The organism is Burkholderia sp. AW49-1, assembly GCF_053427845.1.
Window position 1 is genome coordinate 98,785 of the sequence record NZ_JBSAXF010000007.1, and the last position, 20,691, is coordinate 119,475.

General features: G+C 67.8%; 20 protein-coding genes and 2 pseudogenes. 8 read left to right on the plus strand and 14 right to left on the minus strand.

All coding sequences use genetic code 11. The features are described from left to right. Positions 1–258 precede the first annotated feature (258 nt). From ACV22W_RS13705 to ACV22W_RS13725, 5 genes and pseudogenes are all read left to right on the plus strand, one after another. Positions 259–1,419, plus strand: a complete 1,161-nt coding sequence (locus ACV22W_RS13705) for a porin (RefSeq protein ID WP_059467242.1) — start codon at positions 259–261, stop codon at positions 1,417–1,419. A 221-nt stretch (positions 1,420–1,640) separates the two neighbouring features. Continuing rightward, a complete protein-coding gene (locus ACV22W_RS13710) occupies positions 1,641–1,901 on the plus strand; it encodes a DUF2866 domain-containing protein (RefSeq protein WP_059528608.1) in 261 nt (86 codons plus the stop codon). Between the two features lie 145 nt (positions 1,902–2,046). Continuing rightward, positions 2,047–2,430: a DUF6232 family protein gene (locus ACV22W_RS13715; protein WP_448019852.1), complete on the plus strand. Its 384-nt coding sequence runs from the start codon at positions 2,047–2,049 to the stop codon at positions 2,428–2,430. 71 nt (positions 2,431–2,501) lie between these two features. After that, a complete protein-coding gene (locus ACV22W_RS13720; RefSeq protein WP_059528614.1) occupies positions 2,502–2,729 on the plus strand; it encodes a hypothetical protein in 228 nt (75 codons plus the stop codon). Between the two features lie 237 nt (positions 2,730–2,966). Then, a pseudogene (locus ACV22W_RS13725) lies at positions 2,967–3,246 on the plus strand (TonB-dependent receptor plug domain-containing protein); the annotation flags it as partial. Between the two features lie 32 nt (positions 3,247–3,278). Here the strand turns inward: ACV22W_RS13725 and ACV22W_RS13730 are convergent. Both ACV22W_RS13730 and ACV22W_RS13735 read right to left on the minus strand, forming a co-directional pair. Continuing rightward, a complete protein-coding gene (locus ACV22W_RS13730; protein ID WP_448019854.1) occupies positions 3,279–3,890 on the minus strand; it encodes a trimeric intracellular cation channel family protein in 612 nt (203 codons plus the stop codon). 8 nt (positions 3,891–3,898) lie between these two features. Next, the gene (locus tag ACV22W_RS13735; protein ID WP_448019855.1) at positions 3,899–6,025 is read right to left on the minus strand and encodes a penicillin-binding protein 1A; all 2,127 of its coding nucleotides are present in this window, start codon (positions 6,023–6,025) and stop codon (positions 3,899–3,901) included. Positions 6,026–6,234: 209 nt separating this feature from the next. Here ACV22W_RS13735 and ACV22W_RS13740 point away from each other — a divergent pair, with 209 nt between their 5' ends. Beyond that, positions 6,235–7,032 (plus strand): aminoglycoside phosphotransferase family protein, encoded by a 798-nt coding sequence (locus tag ACV22W_RS13740; protein ID WP_448019856.1) that lies wholly within the window; start codon positions 6,235–6,237, stop codon positions 7,030–7,032. Positions 7,033–7,140: 108 nt separating this feature from the next. Here the strand turns inward: ACV22W_RS13740 and ACV22W_RS13745 are convergent, their stop codons facing one another. From ACV22W_RS13745 to ACV22W_RS13765, 5 genes are all read right to left on the minus strand, one after another. Continuing rightward, the gene (locus ACV22W_RS13745) at positions 7,141–7,977 is read right to left on the minus strand and encodes a bifunctional allantoicase/(S)-ureidoglycine aminohydrolase (protein WP_059608096.1); all 837 of its coding nucleotides are present in this window, start codon (positions 7,975–7,977) and stop codon (positions 7,141–7,143) included. Between the two features lie 701 nt (positions 7,978–8,678). Further along, positions 8,679–9,122, minus strand: coding sequence for a hypothetical protein (locus ACV22W_RS13750; protein ID WP_059528642.1), 444 nt, complete (start codon positions 9,120–9,122; stop codon positions 8,679–8,681). Between the two features lie 376 nt (positions 9,123–9,498). Then, positions 9,499–10,158, minus strand: coding sequence for a methyltransferase family protein (locus tag ACV22W_RS13755; RefSeq protein WP_448019858.1), 660 nt, complete (start codon positions 10,156–10,158; stop codon positions 9,499–9,501). 167 nt (positions 10,159–10,325) lie between these two features. Further along, positions 10,326–10,490, minus strand: coding sequence for a hypothetical protein (locus ACV22W_RS13760; RefSeq protein WP_167359263.1), 165 nt, complete (start codon positions 10,488–10,490; stop codon positions 10,326–10,328). A 255-nt stretch (positions 10,491–10,745) separates the two neighbouring features. Further along, positions 10,746–11,165, minus strand: coding sequence for an HIT family protein (locus ACV22W_RS13765; protein WP_448019861.1), 420 nt, complete (start codon positions 11,163–11,165; stop codon positions 10,746–10,748). Between the two features lie 250 nt (positions 11,166–11,415). Here ACV22W_RS13765 and ACV22W_RS13770 point away from each other — a divergent pair, with 250 nt between their 5' ends. After that, complete coding sequence (locus ACV22W_RS13770) at positions 11,416–12,819, plus strand: serine hydrolase domain-containing protein (protein ID WP_448019863.1); 1,404 nt, start codon at positions 11,416–11,418, stop codon at positions 12,817–12,819. A 66-nt stretch (positions 12,820–12,885) separates the two neighbouring features. On the opposite strand, the gene ACV22W_RS13775 is transcribed toward ACV22W_RS13770, so the two are convergent. The 6 genes and pseudogenes from ACV22W_RS13775 to ACV22W_RS13800 form a co-directional block, all read right to left on the minus strand. After that, positions 12,886–13,509 (minus strand): glutathione S-transferase family protein, encoded by a 624-nt coding sequence (locus ACV22W_RS13775; protein WP_448019864.1) that lies wholly within the window; start codon positions 13,507–13,509, stop codon positions 12,886–12,888. Positions 13,510–13,581: 72 nt separating this feature from the next. Then, positions 13,582–15,079 (minus strand): annotated as a pseudogene (locus ACV22W_RS13780) (TIGR01777 family oxidoreductase). After that, the gene (locus ACV22W_RS13785) at positions 15,076–15,942 is read right to left on the minus strand and encodes a thiol-disulfide oxidoreductase DCC family protein (protein WP_448020054.1); all 867 of its coding nucleotides are present in this window, start codon (positions 15,940–15,942) and stop codon (positions 15,076–15,078) included. Before ACV22W_RS13785 ends, ACV22W_RS13780 begins: the two are co-directional and overlap by 4 nt. 92 nt (positions 15,943–16,034) lie before the next feature. Further along, on the minus strand, positions 16,035–16,505 hold the full coding sequence (locus ACV22W_RS13790; protein WP_059528664.1) for a DUF2269 family protein: 471 nt from the start codon (positions 16,503–16,505) through the stop codon (positions 16,035–16,037). Next, on the minus strand, positions 16,502–17,761 hold the full coding sequence (locus ACV22W_RS13795) for an SDR family oxidoreductase (RefSeq protein WP_448019865.1): 1,260 nt from the start codon (positions 17,759–17,761) through the stop codon (positions 16,502–16,504). The genes ACV22W_RS13790 and ACV22W_RS13795 overlap by 4 nt, the downstream gene beginning before the upstream one ends. 143 nt (positions 17,762–17,904) lie before the next feature. Further along, positions 17,905–18,438, minus strand: coding sequence for a GbsR/MarR family transcriptional regulator (locus ACV22W_RS13800; protein ID WP_047902276.1), 534 nt, complete (start codon positions 18,436–18,438; stop codon positions 17,905–17,907). 205 nt (positions 18,439–18,643) lie between these two features. On the opposite strand from ACV22W_RS13800, the gene fabV reads away from it, so the two are divergent. Further along, positions 18,644–19,846 carry an enoyl-ACP reductase FabV gene (gene fabV / locus ACV22W_RS13805; protein ID WP_448019867.1) on the plus strand — a complete coding sequence of 401 codons (1,203 nt, stop codon included), beginning with the start codon at positions 18,644–18,646 and terminating at the stop codon, positions 19,844–19,846. A 136-nt stretch (positions 19,847–19,982) separates the two neighbouring features. On the opposite strand, the gene ACV22W_RS13810 is transcribed toward fabV, so the two are convergent. Further along, positions 19,983–20,561, minus strand: a complete 579-nt coding sequence (locus tag ACV22W_RS13810) for a hypothetical protein (protein ID WP_448019868.1) — start codon at positions 20,559–20,561, stop codon at positions 19,983–19,985. Positions 20,562–20,691: the final 130 nt, after the last annotated feature.

Below are 20,691 nucleotides of genomic sequence, written 5' to 3' on the forward strand. Positions count from 1 at the left end.
GCCGGAACGACACCAACCAAGTTTGTTTCATGTGCATATTCCGGATCCCGATCGAATCTCAGCCGAAATCGGTATAACTCCCCGCTGTACAACCGGGCAGAATCCAGTGTCGCTTCGGCACCACAGATTCGTCATATGACAAAGCCTGTCACATTCATTACGTGGCCCGCCGATAAAGTTGCGACCGGTCCGTGAAAGCGCCCATAGAGAGCGCCGGAACCGCAACTGGACACGCCATTTACTCGCTCGGAGAATCCTTTGAACAAGAAACTGTTGACCATCGCCATCCTCGCAGCAACGGCTGGCGCGGCACACGCACAAAGCAGCGTGACCCTGTATGGCGTCATCGATGCCGGTATCAGCTACGTGAACCACAGCAAGACCGCGAACGGTGGCAGCGGCAAGCTGTTCAAGTACGACGACGGCGTGGCCCAGGGCAGCCGTTGGGGCCTGCGCGGCACCGAAGACCTCGGTGGCGGCCTGAAGGCGATCTTCGTGCTCGAGAACGGCTTCAACAGCGGCAACGGCACGATCGGCCAGGGTGGCGCGATCTTCGGCCGTCAAGCCTACGTCGGCCTGAGCCAGTCGCAATACGGCACGGTCACGTTCGGCCGCCAGTACTCCTTCTCGACCGACATCCTCGGTTCGAACTACTCGACGGGCGGCAACACGGTCGCGGGCAACTACGCGTACCACGTGAACGACATCGACCAGCTCACGTCGAGCCGCATCAACAACTCGGTGAAGTTCCAGAGCGCGAACTACGCCGGCTTCACGTTCGGCGCGTTGTACGGCTTCTCGAACTCGACCGACTTCGCCGGCGCACCGTCGACGACGACGGGCACCACGACGACGGCCGGTTCGTCGCGCGCATACAGCTTCGGCCTGAACTACGCGAACGGCCCGTTCGCACTCGGCGCCGCATACACGGACATCCGCTTCCCGAGCCAGTCGACGCCGGCATTCTCGACGTCGATCGCGAACATCGCGCTGACGAACATCCGCGACCTGCGCACGTACGGCGTCGGCGGCCGCTACATCTTCGGCCCGGCAACGGCATGGCTGCTCTGGACGCGCACGCAGTTCACCCCGATCGCGGCTGGCGCGTCGGGCACGTTCTACAACGCGTATGAAGCAGGCGTGAAGTACGCGATCACGCCGGCCCTGTCGGCAGCAGCGGGCTACACGTACACGAACGCGACGCAAAGCGGCAACTCGGCGCACTGGAACCAGGGCAACCTGGGCCTCGACTACGCGCTCAGCAAGCGTACGGACGTGTACGGCCTGGTGGTCTACCAGAAGGCGTCGGGCAACGGCGTGCAAGCGCAGATCGGTTCGAGCACGAGCTACTTCAGCACGTCGGGCAACGGTTCGTCGAACCAGCTGGCCGCTCGCGTCGGTATCCGTCACAAGTTCTAAAGCATCCGCTTAACTTGTCCGCTCATTTCGCGGACGACGACGGCAAGAAGCGCCCCGCTCCACGCGGGGCGCTTTTTTATGGGCTTTTAAGTTTCGCTTAATTCTGGGCTGAGACGATGCTCTCACCCCCCCTGTTGGCCGCCTGAGCATCGGCGGCTTTTTTTTTGAGACCCACTACGGCACCGCCATCAACTGCCCACAAGACAGGATCGGAGCCCAAGATGATCGAAGATACCGTTTTCAGCCATCTGCACGCGATTCTGACGCGCCGGCATTCGCTGCCTGTCCAGAGCTGCCGCGTGTCGGTCGAAATGCAGCGCCCGTGGGGCCGCCCGTACCGGCTCGTCGAATGGACGATGCATCTCGACGCACCCGCGCGGCGCCAGATCGTGCCGGCCGAATCGACCGACGAAGAAATCGCGGAGGTCGTCGCGTCGCACGTGCCGGGCCGCCTGTACGGCGACGGCCGGCTGCAGTTCTGACTCTCCCCGTTACCCGCCATTACCCACCATTGTGCCCGCCGTTGCCCGCATCGCGGCCGGCCCGCACGCATCGTGCGGCACTCGGTCTCGTTTGACGCGGCAACGAAGTCTGCTACGCTGCGCGTTTTCGTCCACGCAACGCACGATGGAAAACGCATTCAACGAACGCGGCGTGATGGTCACGCGCAACGGCCTGTCGGCCGCAGGGCAGGTCTTCCCGCTGCGTGACATCCGCAACGTCGATGTCGTCAAGATCCCGAAGAATCGCCTCGTGCCGTCGCTGATCTCGCTGATCGGCGTGGCCACCGCCGTCGCGGGCGGCATCGGCACATCGAGCGCCGCGCTGGTCGTCGGCGTGATGCTCACCGTCGTCGGTTATCTCGCATGGACCACGCAGGACATCACGTACCGCCTGATGGTCGAGATGCCCGACGGCAAGCGCGAGGCGCTGTCCAGCGTCGATGCCGAATTCGTCGAGCGCGTCGCGCAGGTCGTGCGCGATGCACGGACGGCGACGGCCGCCGGCTGATTTCCGCTGTGCGCGCCGACCACCTACTATGAAATGAGCGGCACGCCGCCGCGTCGTTCGAGGAGGTCGGCATGAACGCTCAATCGCTGTCCGGCATGCTGCGCGCGCAGGAACTGCTGCTCGTCTCGATGATCCGAGCGCTGCCGCCCGACACACGCAGCGCGCTCGTCGACCTCTACGCCGAACAACTCGCGTTCGCCGAACAGGCCGGCTTCGAAGGCCACGGCGATCGCGCGACGCACGATGCGTTCATCGCGCATGCGCGCAACCTGCTGATTCGTATCGAATCGTTGGCCTAAGGCCAGCCTGCTTTCACCGCATGTCTCGCCGGGCGCGGCTCGTCCGATCCGCGCCGACGGCGCGCATTCGCATGCGCCGCTTTTCGCCCTTGTATTAATAATGATTCGCATTTGCGATGGCGAAATCGTCAATTTCCTTTCAATTCGCCGTTCGCCGTCAGTCGCGCACGAACGGGCCAGCCAGCGAACGCGTCACTCAGCCAGCCTTCGGGCAGACCACCTGCGCATTGCGATCCGCTGGCGCGGCGGCCGATCTGTGCCGCGCTGTTCGGCGCGTTCGGCCAACCCGCCACCTGTCGCCCTGACCGCCGCCGCGTCCACACGTGGCCATGCGGCGCTGCTCGACCCTGTCACGGCCACCCGCACCGCCACCGCCGCGAGCCGCACGGCCGCGTCCGCGTCGGTGATCACCCCCGACGATCTCGAGGAACAGCAGGCCACCAACATCAAGGACACGCTGCGCGACGAGCCGGGCGTCACGGCGCGTCGCACCGCGTATCGCACCGGCAGCGCCGCACACGCGTGTCGTCGCGTCCGCGGCGACGTCGCTCAATGCTCGACGTCCGCGACGCCGAACGTCCGCATTTTCCATCCGAGCCGCACCGCGAGCATGCGCGTCGTGAACCCCGCCGCCAGCGCGACCACCGACGCCAACCCGGCATCGATGCCGAGATGCTGGATCCCGACGTACAGCGTGCCCGTGAAGAATGCGACGCTCGCATACAGTTCCTCGCGCAGGATCAGCGGCATCTCGTTGCACAGCAGGTCGCGCAGCATCCCGCCGCACACGCCGGTGATCGCGCCGGCCAGCACGACGATGATCGGTGCGCTGCCCGTCGCCGCGCCGATATCGCAGCCGATGATCGTGAACGCCGCGAGACCGATCGCGTCGACGATGACGAACAGCGTCTTCATCCGCGCGACGTGCCGCGCGGCCCACGACGCGATGGTCGCCGCGACGAGCGTGATCACCAGATATTCGGGATGCGCGATCCAGCCGAGCGGATAGTGGCCGAGCAGCACGTCGCGCACCGTGCCGCCACCGAGCGCCGTCACCGCGCCGACGAGCGCGAGCCCGAAGCGGTCCATCCCGCGCCGCATGCCCATCAGCGCGCCCGACATCGCCTCCGCGACGATCGCGATCAGATAAAGCGTATGCATCGCGCGCCTCAGTCTGCGGTACGGAACAGGTCGAGCACGCGTTCGCGCTCGGCCGCATCGACGGCTGCGGGCATCGGCTCGTCGGGCTTGCCCTTCTCGCCCGATGCATCGCGCGCCTCGGCCGCCGGCGAGCCGCCGCATGCAAAGCGGCTGCGGATGTACGACGGCACGTCCGCCGTGCACGTGCCGCGCGTGTATTCGGCGTACACGAAATCGCCGTCGACGAGCGCGACGTCCTGCGGCGGCGTTGCAGCGACCGGCGTGCGTCCGTCGACGGCCGTCTTCATGTAGTCGAGCCAGACCGGCAGCGCGAGCGTCGCGCCGGTCGCGCGCCCCATCGGGCGCGGCGTGTCGTAGCCGAGCCACGCGACCGCGACGATGCCCGACGAGTAGCCGGCGAACCAGACATCCTTCGATCCGTTCGACGTGCCCGTCTTGCCGGCCGCGTCGTCGCGGCGCAAGGCGAGCGCGCCACGCGCGGTGCCGGCCTTCACGACATCGCGCAGCATGCTGTCCATCATGAATGCGTTGCGCGCCGACACGACGCGTGCGCCTTCAGGCGTCGTCGCCTCGTACATCGCGCCGCCGTGACGCTGCTTCACCGACAGGATCAGGCGCGGCTCCATCCGCGTCCCGCCGTTCGCGAACACGCTGTACGCGCTCGCGAGTTCGAGCGGCGTCACCGCGCCCGCGCCGAGCGCGAGCGGCAGCGACGCTGGATTGCGCTGCGCGTCGAAGCCAAAATGCACCGCGTGCTGCTGCACGTAGCGTGCGTCAGTGGCCTGCATCAGGCTGACCGCGACCAGGTTCTTCGAGCGCACGAGCCCGCGCCGCACCGGAATGAAGCCCTCGTAGCGGTTGCCGAAATTGCGTGGGCGCCACGGCCGCGCGCCGGTCTCCTCATGGGTCAGCGTGCGCTGCGTGTCGTCGACCAGCACGCCCGGAAAGTAGCCCTTCTCCAGCGCCGCCGAATAGACGAACGGCTTGAAGCTCGAACCCGGCTGGCGATACGCCTGCAATGCGTGGTCGAACACGTTGCGGTTGAAATCCGCGCCGCCGACGAGCGCGAGCACGTCGCCCGTCGCCGCATCCAGCGACACGAGCGCGCCTTCGAGCCCGTTGCGCGCATCGCGCCTCGCGCGCGGCTGCCGGGTGAGCGTGCGCTGGAGCGCGGCTTCGGCGGCGCGCTGGTCGCGCATCGAGATCGTCGTGGTCACGTCGAGGCCGAGCGTATAGGCGTCGTCGTGAAAGCGCTCGACCATCATCCGGCGCGCGCGCTCCGCGACGTACGGCGCCGCGATGATGCCGGGCGGCGGCGTGGTCGCCAGCGCGATCGGCACGTCGACCGATGCGCGATAAGTCGCCTCGTCGAGCTCGCCGAGCGCATGCATGCGGCCGAGCACGTAGTTGCGCCGCGCGGTCGCGCGCGCCGGATTGACGACCGGATTGAACGCGGACGGCGCCTTCGGCAATCCTGCGAGCACGGCCGCTTCGCCCGCGCTCAGCGCGTCGAGCGGCTTGCCGAAATACACGTTCGCGGCCGCCGCGAAACCATACGCGCGCTCGCCGAGATAGATCTGGTTCATGTAAAGCTCGAGCAGCTTGTCCTTGCTGTACTCGCGCTCGAGCTTGATGGCCATCAGGATCTCGGCGAGCTTGCGGCTCAGCACCTTGTCGCGCGTCAGGTAGAAGTTGCGCGCGACCTGCATCGTGATCGTGCTGCCGCCCTGCCCCGGCTGTCCCGTCACGACGTTCGCGAACGTCGCGCGCGCGAGGCCGCCGATATCGACCGCGCCGTGCTGGTAGAACTTCGCGTCCTCGGCCGCGAGCAGCGCGTGCCGCATGAGCGGCGGAATGCGTTCGAGCGGCACGAATTCGCGGCGCTCGACGCCGTACTCGGCCAGCAGTTCGCCATCGCGCGAGAAAATTCGCAGCGGCAGCGCGGGCCGGTAGACGGCCAGATGCTCGACGGATGGCAACTGCGTCCAGATGCGGTGGATGGTCCATGCGCCGATGCCCGTGCACGCGAGCGTCAGGCCGAACAGCGCGCCCGCGAAGATGCGCCATGCGCGGCGGCGCGGCGATGCGGGAGGCGGGGCCGGTGGCGTTGGAGGGTTGGCGGTGTGGTCGGTCATGCAGGCTCCTTCTTCAATGCGGCGAACGCGGGCGCGCAACTGGCGCCCGTCGGTCACGGAAGGCGCGCATTGTCGAAGGGATGCCGGGATACCGGAAGATTCTTTAGCCTAAGTTTGGCTGGCTAAATTTTATTTAGGAATGGTTGCGCGGCAGCCGTGCCGGGTGCCCCGCGCGGCGCACGAGCCGGTTCGCCTGTACCATCGTCTGCATGTTCGACACGTACCTGCGCCTGTGGGACCTCGTTCCCGACGGCGGCCCGATCCTGACCGCGAGCGGCGGCGTGCTGCCCGTCGTCTGGCACGCGCGCCCCGCGATGCTCAAGGTCGCGACCTGCGACGAAGAGCGCCGCGGCAATGCGCTGATGACCTGGTGGAACGGGGATGGCGCCGCGCGCGTGTGGCTGCACGACAGCGACGCGGTGCTGCTCGAACGCGCGCAGCCGGCGCCGACGCTCGTCGGCCTGTCCGCCGCGGGCCACGACGACGATGCGATCCGGATTGCATGCCGCGCGGTCGCGCGGCTGCATGCGCATCGCGCACCGGCAGCGCCCGAGGTCGTACCGCTGACCGACTGGTTCCACGCGTTGCTGTCGCATGACACCGGCGATGACACGCTGCGGCGTTCTGCGGCGACGGCGCGCCGGCTGCTGGCCGCGCCGCCCGTCGACGACGACGTCGTGCTGCACGGCGACATCCATCACGGCAACGTGCTGCACTTCGGCGATCGCGGCTGGCTGGCGATCGACCCGAAGGGTTTGCGCGGCGACCGCGCGTTCGATTACGCGAACCTGTTCTGCAATCCCGCGCACGACATCGCCGTCGATCCCGCCCGCTTCGCGCGGCGCGTCGCGCTCGTCGCCGAGGCTGCGCAACTCGACCGCCGCCGGTTGCTGCAGTGGATTCTTGCGTGGGCCGGCTTGTCGGCGGTCTGGCTGATCGAGGACAGCCTGCCGCCCGATACGCGGCTGGAGGTCGCGACGCTGGCCGCCTCGGCGCTCGACGCGTAGCGTGCGACGACGGCCCGGCCGCCACGTCCACTGCATCGCACGGCGGCATCAATAACAAAAACCCGCCGGCATGCACCGGCGGGTTTTCGTGTCCGACGTGCGCGACGCTTAGCGCGCCGGATTCAGCGTCAGGTTCATGTGACGGTTCACATCCTTGTACAGCAGGTAACGGAAGCGGCCGGGGCCGCCCGAATAGCATGCCTGCGGGCAGAACGCGCGCAGCCACATGAAGTCGCCCGCTTCCACCTCGACCCAGTCCTGGTTCAGGCGATACACGGCCTTGCCTTCGAGCACGTACAGGCCGTGCTCCATCACGTGCGTCTCGGCGAACGGAATCACGCCGCCCGGCTCGAACGTCACGATGTTCACGTGCATGTCGTGACGCATGTCGCTCATGTCGACGAAGCGCGTCGTCACCCATGCGCCGTTGGTGCCCGGCATCGGGATCGGCTCGACGTCCTGTTCGTTGGTCACGAACGCTTCCGGCAGCGCGATGCCGTCGACGACCTGATAGTGCTTGCGGATCCAGTGGAAACGCACGGCGGCATCGCTGACGTTGTGCAGCGTCCAGTCGGCACCCGGCGGGATGAAGGCGTAGCCGCCCGGCTTCAGCGTGTGCTGCTTGCCCTGCAGCGTCAGTTCGGCCTCGCCTTCGACGACGAACAGCACGGCTTCGGCGTTCTTGTCCTGCTCGGGCTTGTCGCTGCCGCCGCCCGGATTCACTTCGACGATGTACTGCGAGAAGGTTTCGGCGAAACCCGACAGCGGACGCGCGATCACCCACAAGCGCGTGTTGGTCCAGAACGGCAGCCAGCTCGTGACGATGTCGCGCATCACTCCCTTCGGAATGACCGCATACGCCTCGGTGAACATCGCGCGATCGGTCAGCAGATCGGTCTGCGGCGGGTGGCCGCCATGCGGCGCGTAATACGTTGTCTTAGACATAAAGCATCCAGGCAATGGGTTGGTCCGGCCCCGGGTCGCAACGGCAGGCGCGGCACGCGCGTGGGGCACGCATGCGGCGGCGGGACATCGTTGCCGGGGTGGCTTGAAAGCGCGGGCGCCTTCGTTCGGTCGGCCAGGCTTCGCGACGGGCCCGCCCGGTTCAGCGGGCGGGGCGCCCCATGCTTGCGGGTCCGGCGGCCGGGCCGCGGACACTCGGGGTCATGCGGCGGGGCACGGGGGACGGCACGATTCGGTTCCGTACGCGGGCAGCGTTGACGATAGCGAAGTCGATCCTGATCGACCAATTAAATGTTGCGATGACATCCATTCGATTTCGCACTACCCGCCGTGGCGCGCGACGGCCGGTGAACGCGTGACGCGAGCGCGTCGGCGCATCGGGGAAATCCTGATGACCGAACGGCAACGCGTCGGTCAGCAATGGCGAAATGGGATTGGGCGAACCTGCGCAGCTGCATGTCGATGCAACTGGCGATGTCGTCTACAAGCGGGAAAGGTGAAGCGGGAGAGAGCGTGCCAACCCGTCGAGCGGGGCCGGGCATGGACTGCCGAAGGGGGTGAAGGCCGCCGGTCTTGCCGGCGATGGCGGCCCGGCTGAGGCCGCCGGGCCGGCTGTCGGATCGGATGCCGACGCGTCGGGCGCGCCGGTGCGCAGGCCGCGCACCGTGCCGCGCCCGCGGCGATCAGTCCCAGTCGCGGTGGTGGCGATGCTTGCGGTGGCGATGGCCGCGATCGCCATAATCGCCGCCGCGATCGTACGAATTGCGCGACAGGTTGCCGCCGAGCGCCGCGCCGGCGCCGCCGCCGACGGCCGCGCCCAGCAGGCCGCCCGTGCGGCCGCCCATCGCGTTGCCGGCCGCGGTACCCGCGCCGCCGCCGAGTGCGCCGCCGATGATCGCGCCGGTGCGCTCGCGACGGTTCGACGTCACGGCGCCACCCGCGCCGCCGCCGATCGCGCCACCGATCACGGAGCCGGTGCTGCCGCCGACCGCGCCGCCGACCGCTGCGCCGGCAACCCCGCCGAGCGCGCCGCCGAGCGCGTTGTTCATGTCACCGGCCAATGCCGGCACTGCGGTCGCGCCGGTCAGCACGGCGACGACGAGAGCGGGGGCGATTTTCTTCCACATTCCCGTATTCTTCCTTGTTCGCAATCTGGTTATCGAAGGTCCGCTCGATACGACGATCTGAATCGATCGGCGTCGATGCCGGCATTGTGCCGAATCCCGGACCAATTCATTTCAATGAGCTTGCGGCGAAGAATAGCACCTGTCGAGCCTGCTTGCCGTCGACATTCTGGTAACAAGTTGTTTACCGAAAAAGGACCGGAAAAGCTTGCCGGAAACCGCCGGCAACGCCCGCCGGCAGGAGCTCCGGCCATGGTCAAGCCCCGTTTTTCGGCGATGCGGAACGTGCCCGTCGCGCGGGTTCGGACACACGTGGCAACACATCGGAGCCGCGCCGCGCGCCGGCGGAATCGCACCGGTGGTTCGGGTCGAACGAGGGTCAGTACACGCCCGGAATCAGCCGCCAGGTGTGCGCGCAATACGCGTCGTATTCGGCGCCGAATTGCGTGCGCAGCAACGCTTCCTCGGAACGGATGCGCGCGACGAGCGGAATCACCGTCAACGCGACGAGCAGCAGCCCGACGCCCGAGCGGAACGCCAACGCCCAGCCGGCCGCATTGACGAGCAGGCCGAGATAGCTCGGGTTGCGGATCTTGCTGTAGATGCCGTCCGTCACCAGCGTATGGCCCGGCTGGATCGCGACGAGCCCGCTGAAGCGCTTGCCGAGCACGAACACCGGCCAGATGCGCAGCACGCCGCCCGCGACGTACAACACGACGCCGATCCAGCGCACCGTGTCGCCGCCGAAGGTCCACACGTCGAGCCGGTCGGTCAGCGCCGGCAAATACGCGAGCAGGAACCCGCTCGCGCCGAAGGCCGCGAGCACCCAGCGGTTGTCGCGGTTCTCGCGTTCGCCGGCACTCAGGTTGCCTTCGGTAAACATCGCGACGACGGCAAGCGCCAGCGTCGCGACGGCAATGGCGATCAGTGGCGGATGCGAGAAGAAGGCGGCGAACCCGCCGATGCCGAGCACGGCAAGCCCGAGATAGACGAGCGTGGAGACGCTCGCAACGATTGCGAACTTGCGCGTAACGGCCATGGCTTGCCTCGCCGGGGTGGGCTTTCCTGTGAAGTATAGGAACCCGGGCGGGCGATGCGCACGCGCGCCGTCATGCGGCGCGCGAGTTTTCCCTGCGAGAAGCGGTGGCGGCGCGTCGAACGACGCGCTCGATCGACGTGCGGGCTGCGCCCGCGACCGCCGCCCGGTCAGCGAATGCGGAAGTTGCCGCCGATCCCGACGCTGACGGGCGGTGCGTAATAGGCCGGCGCATAGCCGTAGTAGGCCGGCACGGGCGCGTAGCCGTAAGGCGGCGCGACATAGCAGCCGGACAGGCCGCCGATCAGCGCAAACGTGATGAGAACTTTGTACATGGCTCGATTCCCGGCGAAGAGGACACGTCGCATCGCGCGAAAGCCGTGCCGTCGCAACCCGTGACGGCCGGCACGAAGAGGCAACCGGCCCGTTCTATCGCTCGATGCAGCAATGCGCGGAGTCTAGCGCCGGAGCCGCCGGATCGAGTTTCGCGAGCGGTTACACGTGTTACGTGGTGTGACCGCTGAAACAGGCGCGAACGGCGTCGCCGCGCGCGCCCGCTGGCGCCGCCCGAATCACGCGCCGTACAGGCGTTACACGAAATGCGCGCGGATGCGCTCGGCGAGCGATTCGAGCGTGGCCGCGTCGGCGATGTCGCGCGCGTGCATCCGCAGGTCGACGCCTTCCCAGCGCGGAATCACGTGGAAATGCACGTGCGGGACCGTCTGGCCCGCCGCCGCGCCGTTGAACTGACCGATGAACACGCCGTCCGGCCCGAGCGCCGCGCGCACGGCCGCCGCGACGCGCTGCGTCATGCGGATGCCGGCCGTCGCCGCGTCGCCGGACAGCTCGAAGATCTGCGCGGCCGGCTCCTTCGGGATTACGAGCACGTGACCGTCGGCCTGCGGCATGAGATCCATGATCGCGAGCGTGGCGTCGTCTTCGGCGACCTTCACGCACGGCAGTTCGCCGCGCAGGATCCGGGCGAACGGGTTGTTGTTGTCGTAGGACATGGCGTTTTCCGATTTGGCGATTGCGGTTTGACTGGGAACGATGCCGGACGATTATCGGCCGACGGCCGGTCGGATTTCAACTTGTCAGGCCGTGTCGCCGCGGCATCGAACACGCAAGTCACCGCCACCGTGATCGTGAAGCTGCCGGCCGGCGTCGCCCCACCGCCACCCCCGCGATTGCCACCGCTCGCCCGAACCTGCGACACTGCCGGATCGTTGCCGGCCGGCACGCCACCGAGGACGCTCGCGCATGACGATCCCCTTCAAATCGCTGATCCTGCGCGGCATCGCCGTCGCGCTCGTCGCCGCGGCCGGCTACGCCGGCTACATGCTGTCGCGGCTCGCCCCGATCGCGACGGGTTATGCCGCGAAGGCGCTGTGTTCCGGCGTGTTCGTGTCGGGCCGTCCGGCCGCGTCGGTAATCGACGTCGACATCATGGCCGGCGTGCACCCGCTGCTGAAACTGGTGCGTCCGTCGATCGATGCGGAACATCATCGGGCCGTCGCAACGTTCGCCGGGTTCGCGCAACGCGAGGCGGACTTTCGCCCCGGGCTCGGCTGCACGCTCGCGCTCGGGCCGTCGCCCGGCGTGCTGCCCGCCGCGCTGCCGCCCGTCCCCGATCCGCCACCCGCGCAGGAAGTGGCGCCGGCCGCACCGCCCGCCGCCATCGACGCGCGCAAGCTGCAGACCGCGCTCGACCGCGCGTTCGACGAGCCCGATCCGGCGCGGCCGCGGCGCACCCGCGCCGTCGTCGTGATGTGGCGCGGCCAGATCGTCGCCGAACGCTATGCGCCCGGCTTCACCGCCGATACGCCGCTACCCGGCTGGTCGATGACGAAGACCGTGACGGCCGCGCTGGCCGGCATGCTCGTCGCGCAGCACAAGCTGTCGCCGGACGCGTCGGCGCTGCTGCCGGAATGGCGCGACAGCGGCGATCCGCGCGCGGCGATCACGCTCGACGAGCTGCTGCGAATGACGAGCGGCCTGCAATTCAACGAGGACTACGACGACCCGCTGTCCGACGTCGCCGTGATGCTGTTCACGCAGCCGGACACCGCGCGCTTCGCGTCGGCCAAGCCGCTCGCCGCGCAGCCCGGCACGCAGTGGTACTACTCGAGCGGCACGAGCGCGATCGTCGCGCGTGTGATGCGCGAGGCGATGGGCGGCACCGAGAGCGACTACCTCGCATTTCCACGCCGCGCGCTGTTCGCACCGCTCGGGATGCGCAGCGCGGTGTTCGAGCCCGATGCGGCCGGCACGCTCGGCAGCGCGTCGTTCATGTATGCGAGCGCGCGCGACTGGGCGCGCTTCGGGCAGCTTCTGCTGCAGGACGGGGTATGGGACGGGCAGCGGCGGCTGCCGGAAGGCTGGGTGCGCTACCTGACGCGCGCGACGCCGTTGTCGACGCGCGGAGAATTCGGCGCGCATCTGTGGGTCAAGGTGCCTGAGCCGTTCAACGATCGCGATCCGCACGCGCGGCCGCTGCCCGCCGATGCGTTTCATGCGGTCGGCCATGAAGGCCAGTTCGTGAGCGTGGTGCCGAGCCGCGAGCTGGTGGTCGTGCGGCTCGGATTGTCGCGGCCGGAATCCGCGTGGAATCACGAGGCGTTTCTCGCGCGCGTGCTCGAGGCCGTACCGGCGTCCGGCACGTGACGCGCCACGGGGAGGCGGCGATGCGGCGGCGGTCAAGCAGCCGCACCGCGCGCGACATGCAATGCGTTACGGGTTCGCGCTGCCCGCATACTGCTTGAAGCCCTCGCGCGTCGCCAAACGCTCGATGTAACGCTTCACCGCAGGGAAATCCGGGTGCTCGAACGGCGTGCCGAACCAGCGGTTCACCGACAGGCCGATCGGAATGTCGGCGAGCGTGAAATGGTCGCCGGCCACGAATGCGCCGGTCGCTTCGAGCTGCGCGTTCAGGATCTGCATGTGCTTCGTCCAGCCCGCGATCGACTGCGCGATCGCCGCCGGGTCCTGGTGATCGGGCGACTTGCGCACGAGGCCGAGGAACGCACCGACCCACGAACGGTTCAGGTCCGTGCCCTGCCAGTCGATCCACTGGTCGACCCGCGCGCGCGCCTGCGGCTCGGCCGGATAGAGCGCGTCGCCGCCATAGCGGTTCGCGAGATAGCGGATGATCGTGTTCGATTCCCACAGCACGAAGTCGTCGTCCTTGATCACCGGCACGAGGCCGTTCGGATTCAGCGCGAGGTACGTCGGATCGTTGGTCGTGCGAAAGCCCGCACCCCAGTCTTCCTGTTCGAACGGCAGGTTGAGTTCGGTGCACAGCCACAGCACCTTGCGGACGTTGATGGACGGGATCTTGCCGAGGATGTGCAGCATGCAGGCTCCTTGTGAGGTCGAGTGCGAAGCGTTCGGAACGCGCGAAACGGGCCGAGCGCGCTTCCGTCGAGTTTATACACGACCACCCGGCAAACGACATGCCGTGCGCAGAAAATCCGCGTGCGGCCGATTCGTCAGGTCACGCAGCGCATGCTCGGCCGTCGGGAACCGGAACACGAATCCGTCCTGATGCAGCCGCGCCGACATCACCCGCTGCCCGTCCAGCAGCAGCGCGGCCATCTCTCCCATCGCGACGCGCAGCGGCGCGGCCGGCACGTGCAGCCAGACCGGGCGGTGCAGCACCTTCGACACGACCTGCACGAACTCGCGCTGGGTCAACGGCGCGGGTGCGACCGCGTTGTAGACGCCGTGCATGCCCGAATTCCCCATCGCGCGCGCGATGATCCGCAGCACGTCGTCCCGGTGGATCCAGCTCATCACCTGCGTGCCGTCGCCGAATCGCCCGCCCACCCCGAAGTAATGCGGCAGCAGCATCGCGCGCAACGCGCCGCCGGGGCCGAACACGAGGCCCAGCCGCAGCACCACCGAGCGAACGCCGTGATGCTCGAGCGCCTGCGTGGACTGCTCCCACTGCCGGCACAGCTCGGACATGAAGCCGGTGCCGGCGCTGCTGCTCTCGTCGAGCGGCTCGTCGGAAGGACGCACGCCGTAGTAGCCGATCGCCGACGCCTGGATCCACGTGCGCGGCTTGACATCGGCGGTCTCGACCCAGCGCATCAGCGATTCCGTGACGCCAACCCGGCTGGCGAGCAGCAATGCCTGCCGGCGTTTGCTCCAGCGCGCGCCGAGCACCGGCGCCCCCGCGAGATTGATGATCGTGTCGAAACGCTCATGCGGCTGCAACTGCTCGACGGACGTCACGCTGCGCACGCTGCCGTGAAACTGGTAGGCCGCGCGCAGCGGATCACGTGCCAGCAACGTGACCGTGTGCCCTGCATCGAGCAGCCCGTTCACGAGGGTTTCGCCAATGAAGCCGGTCCCGCCGGTGACGAGCACGTTCGCCGGCGGGTGCCCCGCGAACGGATTGGCGGCCGGCGCGTCGCGCGACCCGGCAGGCCGCGATCCCGTCGCGGAATCCCGATACCGTCACGCCGACGGCAAACAAACTCAGCAACCCGCCGCGCCAGCCGAGATCGAGCGCCTGCAGCGCGGTCGGCTCGTGCGCCCAGGCGGCCAGCTGTATCGCGATCATCCCGAACAGCGCACCGCCGTTGATGGCCAGCAGCGTGTGCAGCACGCGCTCGGTCGCCGGCAGCTTGCGGCTCCGATCCTCGACGACGAAATCCCACAACGTCAGCACCACCTCGACGACCACCACCGCCGCGATGACCGCGACCCAGGCACCGTGAAAGGCGACGTTCGCGATCGACGCGAACACGACACCGTAAAGCACGGAGCGCACCGCGTGAATCGCCAGCTCGAGCCGCGCGCGCGGGCGGTGCGGCAGATCCTGCGTGAGCTCGTGGTGATAGAGCGTATCGAATGCGCCCATCGCGCCCTGCACGATCAACAGGATGAGCGCCCAATCGAAAGCGGGCAAGGTGTTCATATGCTATCCCTCCTCCAGAGCCAGACGAGTGGCGGCATCATCGCGACGAGTGCCGCCGCGTCGATCGCGACGTGGCCCCATACATGTGCCTGCAATGAAAACAGCATGTCCTGCGGCGCCCAGATCAGCAGGCCGGCCAGCAGCCACCCCCACACTTCCCGCCGGCGCAGCCGGTTGCCGAGGTGGACGAGCGCCAGCATCCAGACCGACGCGCATTGCACCGTCGCACCGATCAGCGCCATCCACCAGATCTGCTGCGCGCGCGCCGGTGCGGGCGCCGTTCCCGCCCAGAAATGCAACTCGATGACGCGGTGATACGCGTCGAACCATGGCGTACCGGCTACCCACGGAACGGCAATGCCGACGAGCAAATGTGCGATCGCCGCGCCGTACACCCAGGCCAACACGATGCGGCGCACGTCATCACGTGCGGGGCGATCCGCTGCGGATTCGGCGGCTCGGTCGTTGCCGCACGCCACCCCGTCGCACTGTGCTTCGACGCGATAGCCGAGCCAGCGCGAGACGGCAAGGCGGTTGCGCGCGACGCGGCGATACAGCAGCGCCAGCGCACTGCGCACGACCGGCACGCGAAGCAGCCGGACGAGCCGGCTTCGCCCGGTCAGCGCATGGGCGGCCAGGATGCCGTCCACACCGGTCAGCATGCGTCCGTCCGGCAGGCGCACGTGCAGCTCCCGATTCAGCGCGGGCAGGTCGATGCCCAGCGGAGCGGGATCGAAGCCTGGCCCGGCGATATCGACGAAAGCCAGCTGTTCTCGCGCGTCGCGGGCCCGAAGACGCTGTATTGCCGCGACACATAACGGACATCGCCCGTCGAAGTACAGCACCAGTTCACTTGAGTCCATGATTCGCACTCCTTTTGTTTACGCGTGCATCATGAATCGATCGACTGCTTTCCCGTACGCCATGCCGCCGCTCCCGTGCGCCGGCAGCGCGCTTACATCGGCTTGACCACCATCAGGAAATACACGCTCAACATCGCGAAGAACGCCGGATAGCCGAGCAACTCCCAGCGCTTCGCATAACGCCAGTAGCGTGCCGGCAGCTCCGCATCGCCATTCGCATGCGCGAGCTTCGCCATCGCGGCCAGCTCGATCTGCAGCCACACGACCGGCAGCCAGCACGCGCCCGCGACCGCATACAGCACGATCGACGCCATGAGCCACGGCGTCGTCAACGGCCAGCCGGCCGTGTGCGCGAGCCACAGCCCGGACGCGGGCTGGAACAGCACGGCCGGCGTCGTGAACCACCAATCGGCGCGCACCACGAGGCGCGACACGGCGGCGATCGCCGGCACCGAGCGCGTGCGGTTCGCGAAGAACAGGTAGAACGCGGTGCCGAAGCCCGTGCCGACCATCAGCACCGAGGACAGGATATGCAGCGTCTTGATCACGAGATAGATGTTCATGCGTGTTCTTCTTCTGAAAAAAGGATCAACAGGATCGCGAGAATCGGCACGTTCTTCAGCACGGGGCCGAACGGCTCGGCGAGCAGCCCGGGCATCGTGACCGCGATGACGGCCGAATACGCGACGATCAACGCGCCTTGCGCGGCCCACAGGCGGCGGGACGGCGCGGCGACCGTCGCCACGCCGAACGCGAAGTCCAGCGCGCATGCTCCGTAGAGCGCGATCAGCGCGGGCAGTCCGTTCAGGTGGACGCGGGCGAGCATCGCGAGGCTGTCGTGCCGCGGATGGATGAACGCGCTGACGATGGCCGTCCAGATCCAGACGATCGCGAGCGCGCCGAGCAGCAGCGGCCGCCGCCACATCGCGAGCGCATCGCCATGCAGCGCGGCCGCGTACGCGCTCGCGCCGATGAAATCCCGCATGCCGAGCGGCGGCCGGCCGAGCACGGCCGCGAGCGCGGCGGGATCGCCGGTGTTGCCGCCGCGCAGCATCGTCCATGTGTCGCGGGTCAGCATCGAGCCCGGCATCGTGCCGAGCAGCGCGGCCGCCGCGCCGACCAGCGGGCCCGGCAGCGTCACGCGCGCCGCCGGCGGGAAGCCCAGCGCGGCGCGATACACGCTCAGCATCTCGCGATACTCGACTTCATCGCCGCCGACCGCGTCGATGACCGGGCCGCCGACCGCCGGCGCATCGACGAGCCGCGCGACGAGTTCGGCGAGATCGTCGACGTGCACGGGGCGCAGCCGCTGGTGGCCGCCCGCAGGCAACACGTGCACGGGCAGGCTCGCGAGCATCCGGAAGAACCGGGCGGACGTGCCGGCGGTGCCGTAGACGAGCGCCGGACGCACGATCCGGTAATCGAGCGGCAGCGTCTGCAGGAAGGTGTCGGCCGCGTACTTGCTGGCGAAATACGGCGTGTCGCCGCGCTCGACGCCCAGCGCCGAGATCTGGATCACGCGTCGCACGCGGGCACGGCAGCATGCGGTGAAGAGCGCGCAGGGCGCCGCGCGATGCACGGTGTCGAACGTCTCGTCACGCCGGTCGGCGAGGATCCCGACCGCGTTGATCACCACGTCGACGCCATCCAGCCGGGCGAGCCACGCGTCGGCATCGACGTCCTTCGCGAAGTCGATCGCGACGTCGTGCGGGCCGACCGCATGCCGCACGCCGCGCAGCACGCGATGGCCGCCGGCCTCGAGCCGCGCGCCCAGCGCCCGCCCGATGAAGCCGTTCGCGCCGCAGACGAGGATGTTCATGTCGCGCTCCGCGATGCGCAATGCCGGCGGATCGACAGCACGATTTCGTTCATTGTTTCATCCTCTATATACAGTTATTTCTGTAATGACAGAAATACAGATTCCAAAAAAAGCGGGCTGCGTGCCCGCATGTCCGGTGCCGCCTACTTCGACGACTTGCGCCTGACCGTCTGGCTGATCTTCGCGCCGATCCCGAGCGCCTTCATCAGCGTGTCGGGCTTGAGCCGCAGCATCTCGTCCGACCAGGTCGTGAGCGTCTCGACGAACTGCAGCGTGTCGCGAATGCGCTGTTCGGTTTCGCGGCTCTCGTTGGCGATCTCGGGGCTCGTCAGGCAATCGCGCAGCACCGTGAGCGTCGGTTCGATCTCGCGCTGCCGCCGCCCTTCGACGATCAGCTTGAACAGTTCCCAGATGTCGGTCGACGTCTCGAAGTGGTCGCGGCGATCGCCCAGCACGTGCACGACCTTCGCGAGCCGCCACGCCTGCAGTTCCTTCAGGCTCGTGCTGACGTTGGAGCGCGCGACGTTGAGCGTCTCGGCGATCTCGTCGGCCGCGACCGGCCTTCCGGCCAGGTACAGCAGCGCATGAATCTGCGAGACGGTGCGGTTGACGCCCCACCGCGAGCCCATTTCGCCCCAGTGGAGAATGAATCGTTCGGCAATCGGTGTGAGTTCCATGTCCGGAAATTTAGTTTTTTCAGTTATTTCTGTCAAGAGAGAAATAACTGGCGGCGACGTCAATCGCCGCCCTCGATGGTCCGCCCCCGGGCCACCGCGAATGTCGCCGCCGCCCGCCTTTCCCGCCCTGACCGCCCGCTTCCATTACAATGCGCGGGATTTTTCCGATTTCAGGCCGTCCGCGCCTTTCTGACTAGAGGTTTTCATGATCATCAAACCGCGCGTGCGTGGCTTCATCTGCGTGACGACACATCCGGTCGGCTGCGAAGCCAACGTCAAGGAACAGATCGACTACGTGACTTCGCACGGCCCGATCGCCAACGGCCCGAAGAAGGTGCTCGTGATCGGCGCGTCGACGGGCTACGGCCTCGCCGCCCGGATCTCGGCCGCGTTCGGCTCGGGCGCGGACACGCTGGGCGTGTTCTTCGAGCGTGCCGGCAGTGAAACGAAGCCGGGCACCGCCGGCTGGTACAACAGCGCCGCGTTCGAGAGATTCGCCGCGGAAAAGGGGCTCTATGCGCGCAGCATCAACGGCGACGCATTCTCCGACAAGGTCAAGCAGATCACGATCGACACCATCAAGCAGGATCTCGGCAAGGTCGATCTGGTCGTCTACAGCCTCGCGGCGCCGCGCCGCACGCATCCGAAGACGGGCGAAACGATCAGTTCGACGCTGAAGCCGGTCGGCAAGTCGGTCACGTTCCGCGGCCTCGACACCGACAAGGAAGTGATCCGCGAAGTCTCGCTCGAGCCGGCGACGCAGGAAGAGATCGACGGCACCGTCGCCGTGATGGGCGGCGAGGACTGGCAGATGTGGATCGACGCGCTCGCTGAAGCCGGCGTGCTGGCCGACGGCGCGAAGACGACCGCGTTCACGTATCTCGGCGAGCAGATCACGCACGACATCTACTGGAACGGCTCGATCGGCGAAGCGAAGAAGGATCTCGACAAGAAGGTGCTGTCGATCCGCGACAAGCTCGCCGCGCACGGCGGCGATGCCCGCGTGTCGGTGCTGAAGGCCGTCGTCACGCAGGCGAGCTCGGCGATCCCGATGATGCCGCTCTACCTGTCGCTGCTGTTCAAGGTGATGAAGGAAAAGGGCACGCACGAAGGCTGCATCGAGCAGGTGTACGGGCTCCTGAAGGACAGCATGTACGGCGCGACGCCGCACATCGACGACGAAGGCCGCCTGCGCGCGGACTACAAGGAGCTCGATCCGCAAGTGCAGGCCAAGGTCGTCGCCATGTGGGACAAGGTGACGAACGAGAATCTGTACGAGATGACCGACTTCGCCGGCTACAAGACCGAGTTCCTGCGCCTGTTCGGCTTCGAGATCGCCGGCGTCGACTACGACGCGGACGTGAACCCGGACGTGAAGATCCCGGGCATCATCGACACCACGGTCTGACGACCGGGCCCGCCGCGCACGACGCGTGGCGGCGGGCTGACTCTCCACGGGGCGAAGCACGAGCGGCGTCGCCCCGTCTGCACACGTCCGCCGACAACGCGGTTCGCGCTCGCCCGCCGTGCGCGCGCGTCCCGCGCTATTCCACCGCCCTTGCCGCATCCCACATCGGCTGTCCGCCCAGCGCCGCATGCCACGCGCCGAAACGCGCGCGCCATGCCTCGAACGGCTCCGTCAATGGATGACGCGGATCGTCGCTGAGCGCATACGCCATCCCCTCGATCAGCCAGCGCGGCTTGGTCGCGACCGCGACGTTGCCGAGCACTTCGGCCTGACGGTGATGGATCAGCTCGTGCGCGAGAAAGTAGGTCTGCCAGCCGCGCGGCGCGACGACCACACCGAAATCCCCGAGCGTCAGTGCCGCGCGTTCGCCGAGACCGAACTTGTCGGCACACTCGCGCGTCGAGCAGAACACGACGCGCGGGGCCTCGCGAAACGGGCCCACGGCCGCCGCCGCGCGCGCATAGCCGTCGCGATAGAGCTGCTGCGCGGCGCCGAACTTCGCGGCATCGTCCGTGCAGATGTCCGCGCTGGGGCACGATACGCCGGGAAGCAGCGCGGGCGCAACGACGCGCAGCGGCTTGACGAGCGCGTAGGCGGCAATCGGCACCGCGACGAGCAGGCCCGCGAGGGCGAAGGTGACATGGGAGCGTTTCATCGAGGCGGCGATTCCTTCCGTTGGCATGGTCGTGGCGTGTTCCAGCACGAATATATCGGAGCGGCGCCGTCGCCGGCCGGATTTTCGTGTCCGCCCGGCGTCCTGCCCGCGGCCCCGCTCCGCCGCAAGG

Bases quoted from the DNA above. Each gene is read 5' to 3' on its own strand.
- ACV22W_RS13710 (WP_059528608.1), top strand. From the start codon at position 1,641: ATGATCGAAGATACCGTTTTCAGCCATCTGCACGCGATTCTGACGCGC.
- ACV22W_RS13715 (WP_448019852.1), top strand. From the start codon at position 2,047: ATGGAAAACGCATTCAACGAACGCGGCGTGATGGTCACGCGCAACGGC.
- ACV22W_RS13720 (WP_059528614.1), top strand. From the start codon at position 2,502: ATGAACGCTCAATCGCTGTCCGGCATGCTGCGCGCGCAGGAACTGCTG.
- ACV22W_RS13730 (WP_448019854.1), bottom strand. From the start codon at position 3,890: ATGCATACGCTTTATCTGATCGCGATCGTCGCGGAGGCGATGTCGGGC.
- ACV22W_RS13735 (WP_448019855.1), bottom strand. From the start codon at position 6,025: ATGACCGACCACACCGCCAACCCTCCAACGCCACCGGCCCCGCCTCCC.
- ACV22W_RS13740 (WP_448019856.1), top strand. From the start codon at position 6,235: ATGTTCGACACGTACCTGCGCCTGTGGGACCTCGTTCCCGACGGCGGC.
- ACV22W_RS13745 (WP_059608096.1), bottom strand. From the start codon at position 7,977: ATGTCTAAGACAACGTATTACGCGCCGCATGGCGGCCACCCGCCGCAG.
- ACV22W_RS13750 (WP_059528642.1), bottom strand. From the start codon at position 9,122: ATGTGGAAGAAAATCGCCCCCGCTCTCGTCGTCGCCGTGCTGACCGGC.
- ACV22W_RS13755 (WP_448019858.1), bottom strand. From the start codon at position 10,158: ATGGCCGTTACGCGCAAGTTCGCAATCGTTGCGAGCGTCTCCACGCTC.
- ACV22W_RS13760 (WP_167359263.1), bottom strand. From the start codon at position 10,490: ATGTACAAAGTTCTCATCACGTTTGCGCTGATCGGCGGCCTGTCCGGC.
- ACV22W_RS13765 (WP_448019861.1), bottom strand. From the start codon at position 11,165: ATGTCCTACGACAACAACAACCCGTTCGCCCGGATCCTGCGCGGCGAA.
- ACV22W_RS13770 (WP_448019863.1), top strand. From the start codon at position 11,416: ATGACGATCCCCTTCAAATCGCTGATCCTGCGCGGCATCGCCGTCGCG.
- ACV22W_RS13775 (WP_448019864.1), bottom strand. From the start codon at position 13,509: ATGCTGCACATCCTCGGCAAGATCCCGTCCATCAACGTCCGCAAGGTG.
- ACV22W_RS13785 (WP_448020054.1), bottom strand. From the start codon at position 15,942: ATGGACTCAAGTGAACTGGTGCTGTACTTCGACGGGCGATGTCCGTTA.
- ACV22W_RS13790 (WP_059528664.1), bottom strand. From the start codon at position 16,505: ATGAACATCTATCTCGTGATCAAGACGCTGCATATCCTGTCCTCGGTG.
- ACV22W_RS13795 (WP_448019865.1), bottom strand. From the start codon at position 17,761: ATGAACATCCTCGTCTGCGGCGCGAACGGCTTCATCGGGCGGGCGCTG.
- ACV22W_RS13800 (WP_047902276.1), bottom strand. From the start codon at position 18,438: ATGGAACTCACACCGATTGCCGAACGATTCATTCTCCACTGGGGCGAA.
- fabV (WP_448019867.1), top strand. From the start codon at position 18,644: ATGATCATCAAACCGCGCGTGCGTGGCTTCATCTGCGTGACGACACAT.
- ACV22W_RS13810 (WP_448019868.1), bottom strand. From the start codon at position 20,561: ATGAAACGCTCCCATGTCACCTTCGCCCTCGCGGGCCTGCTCGTCGCG.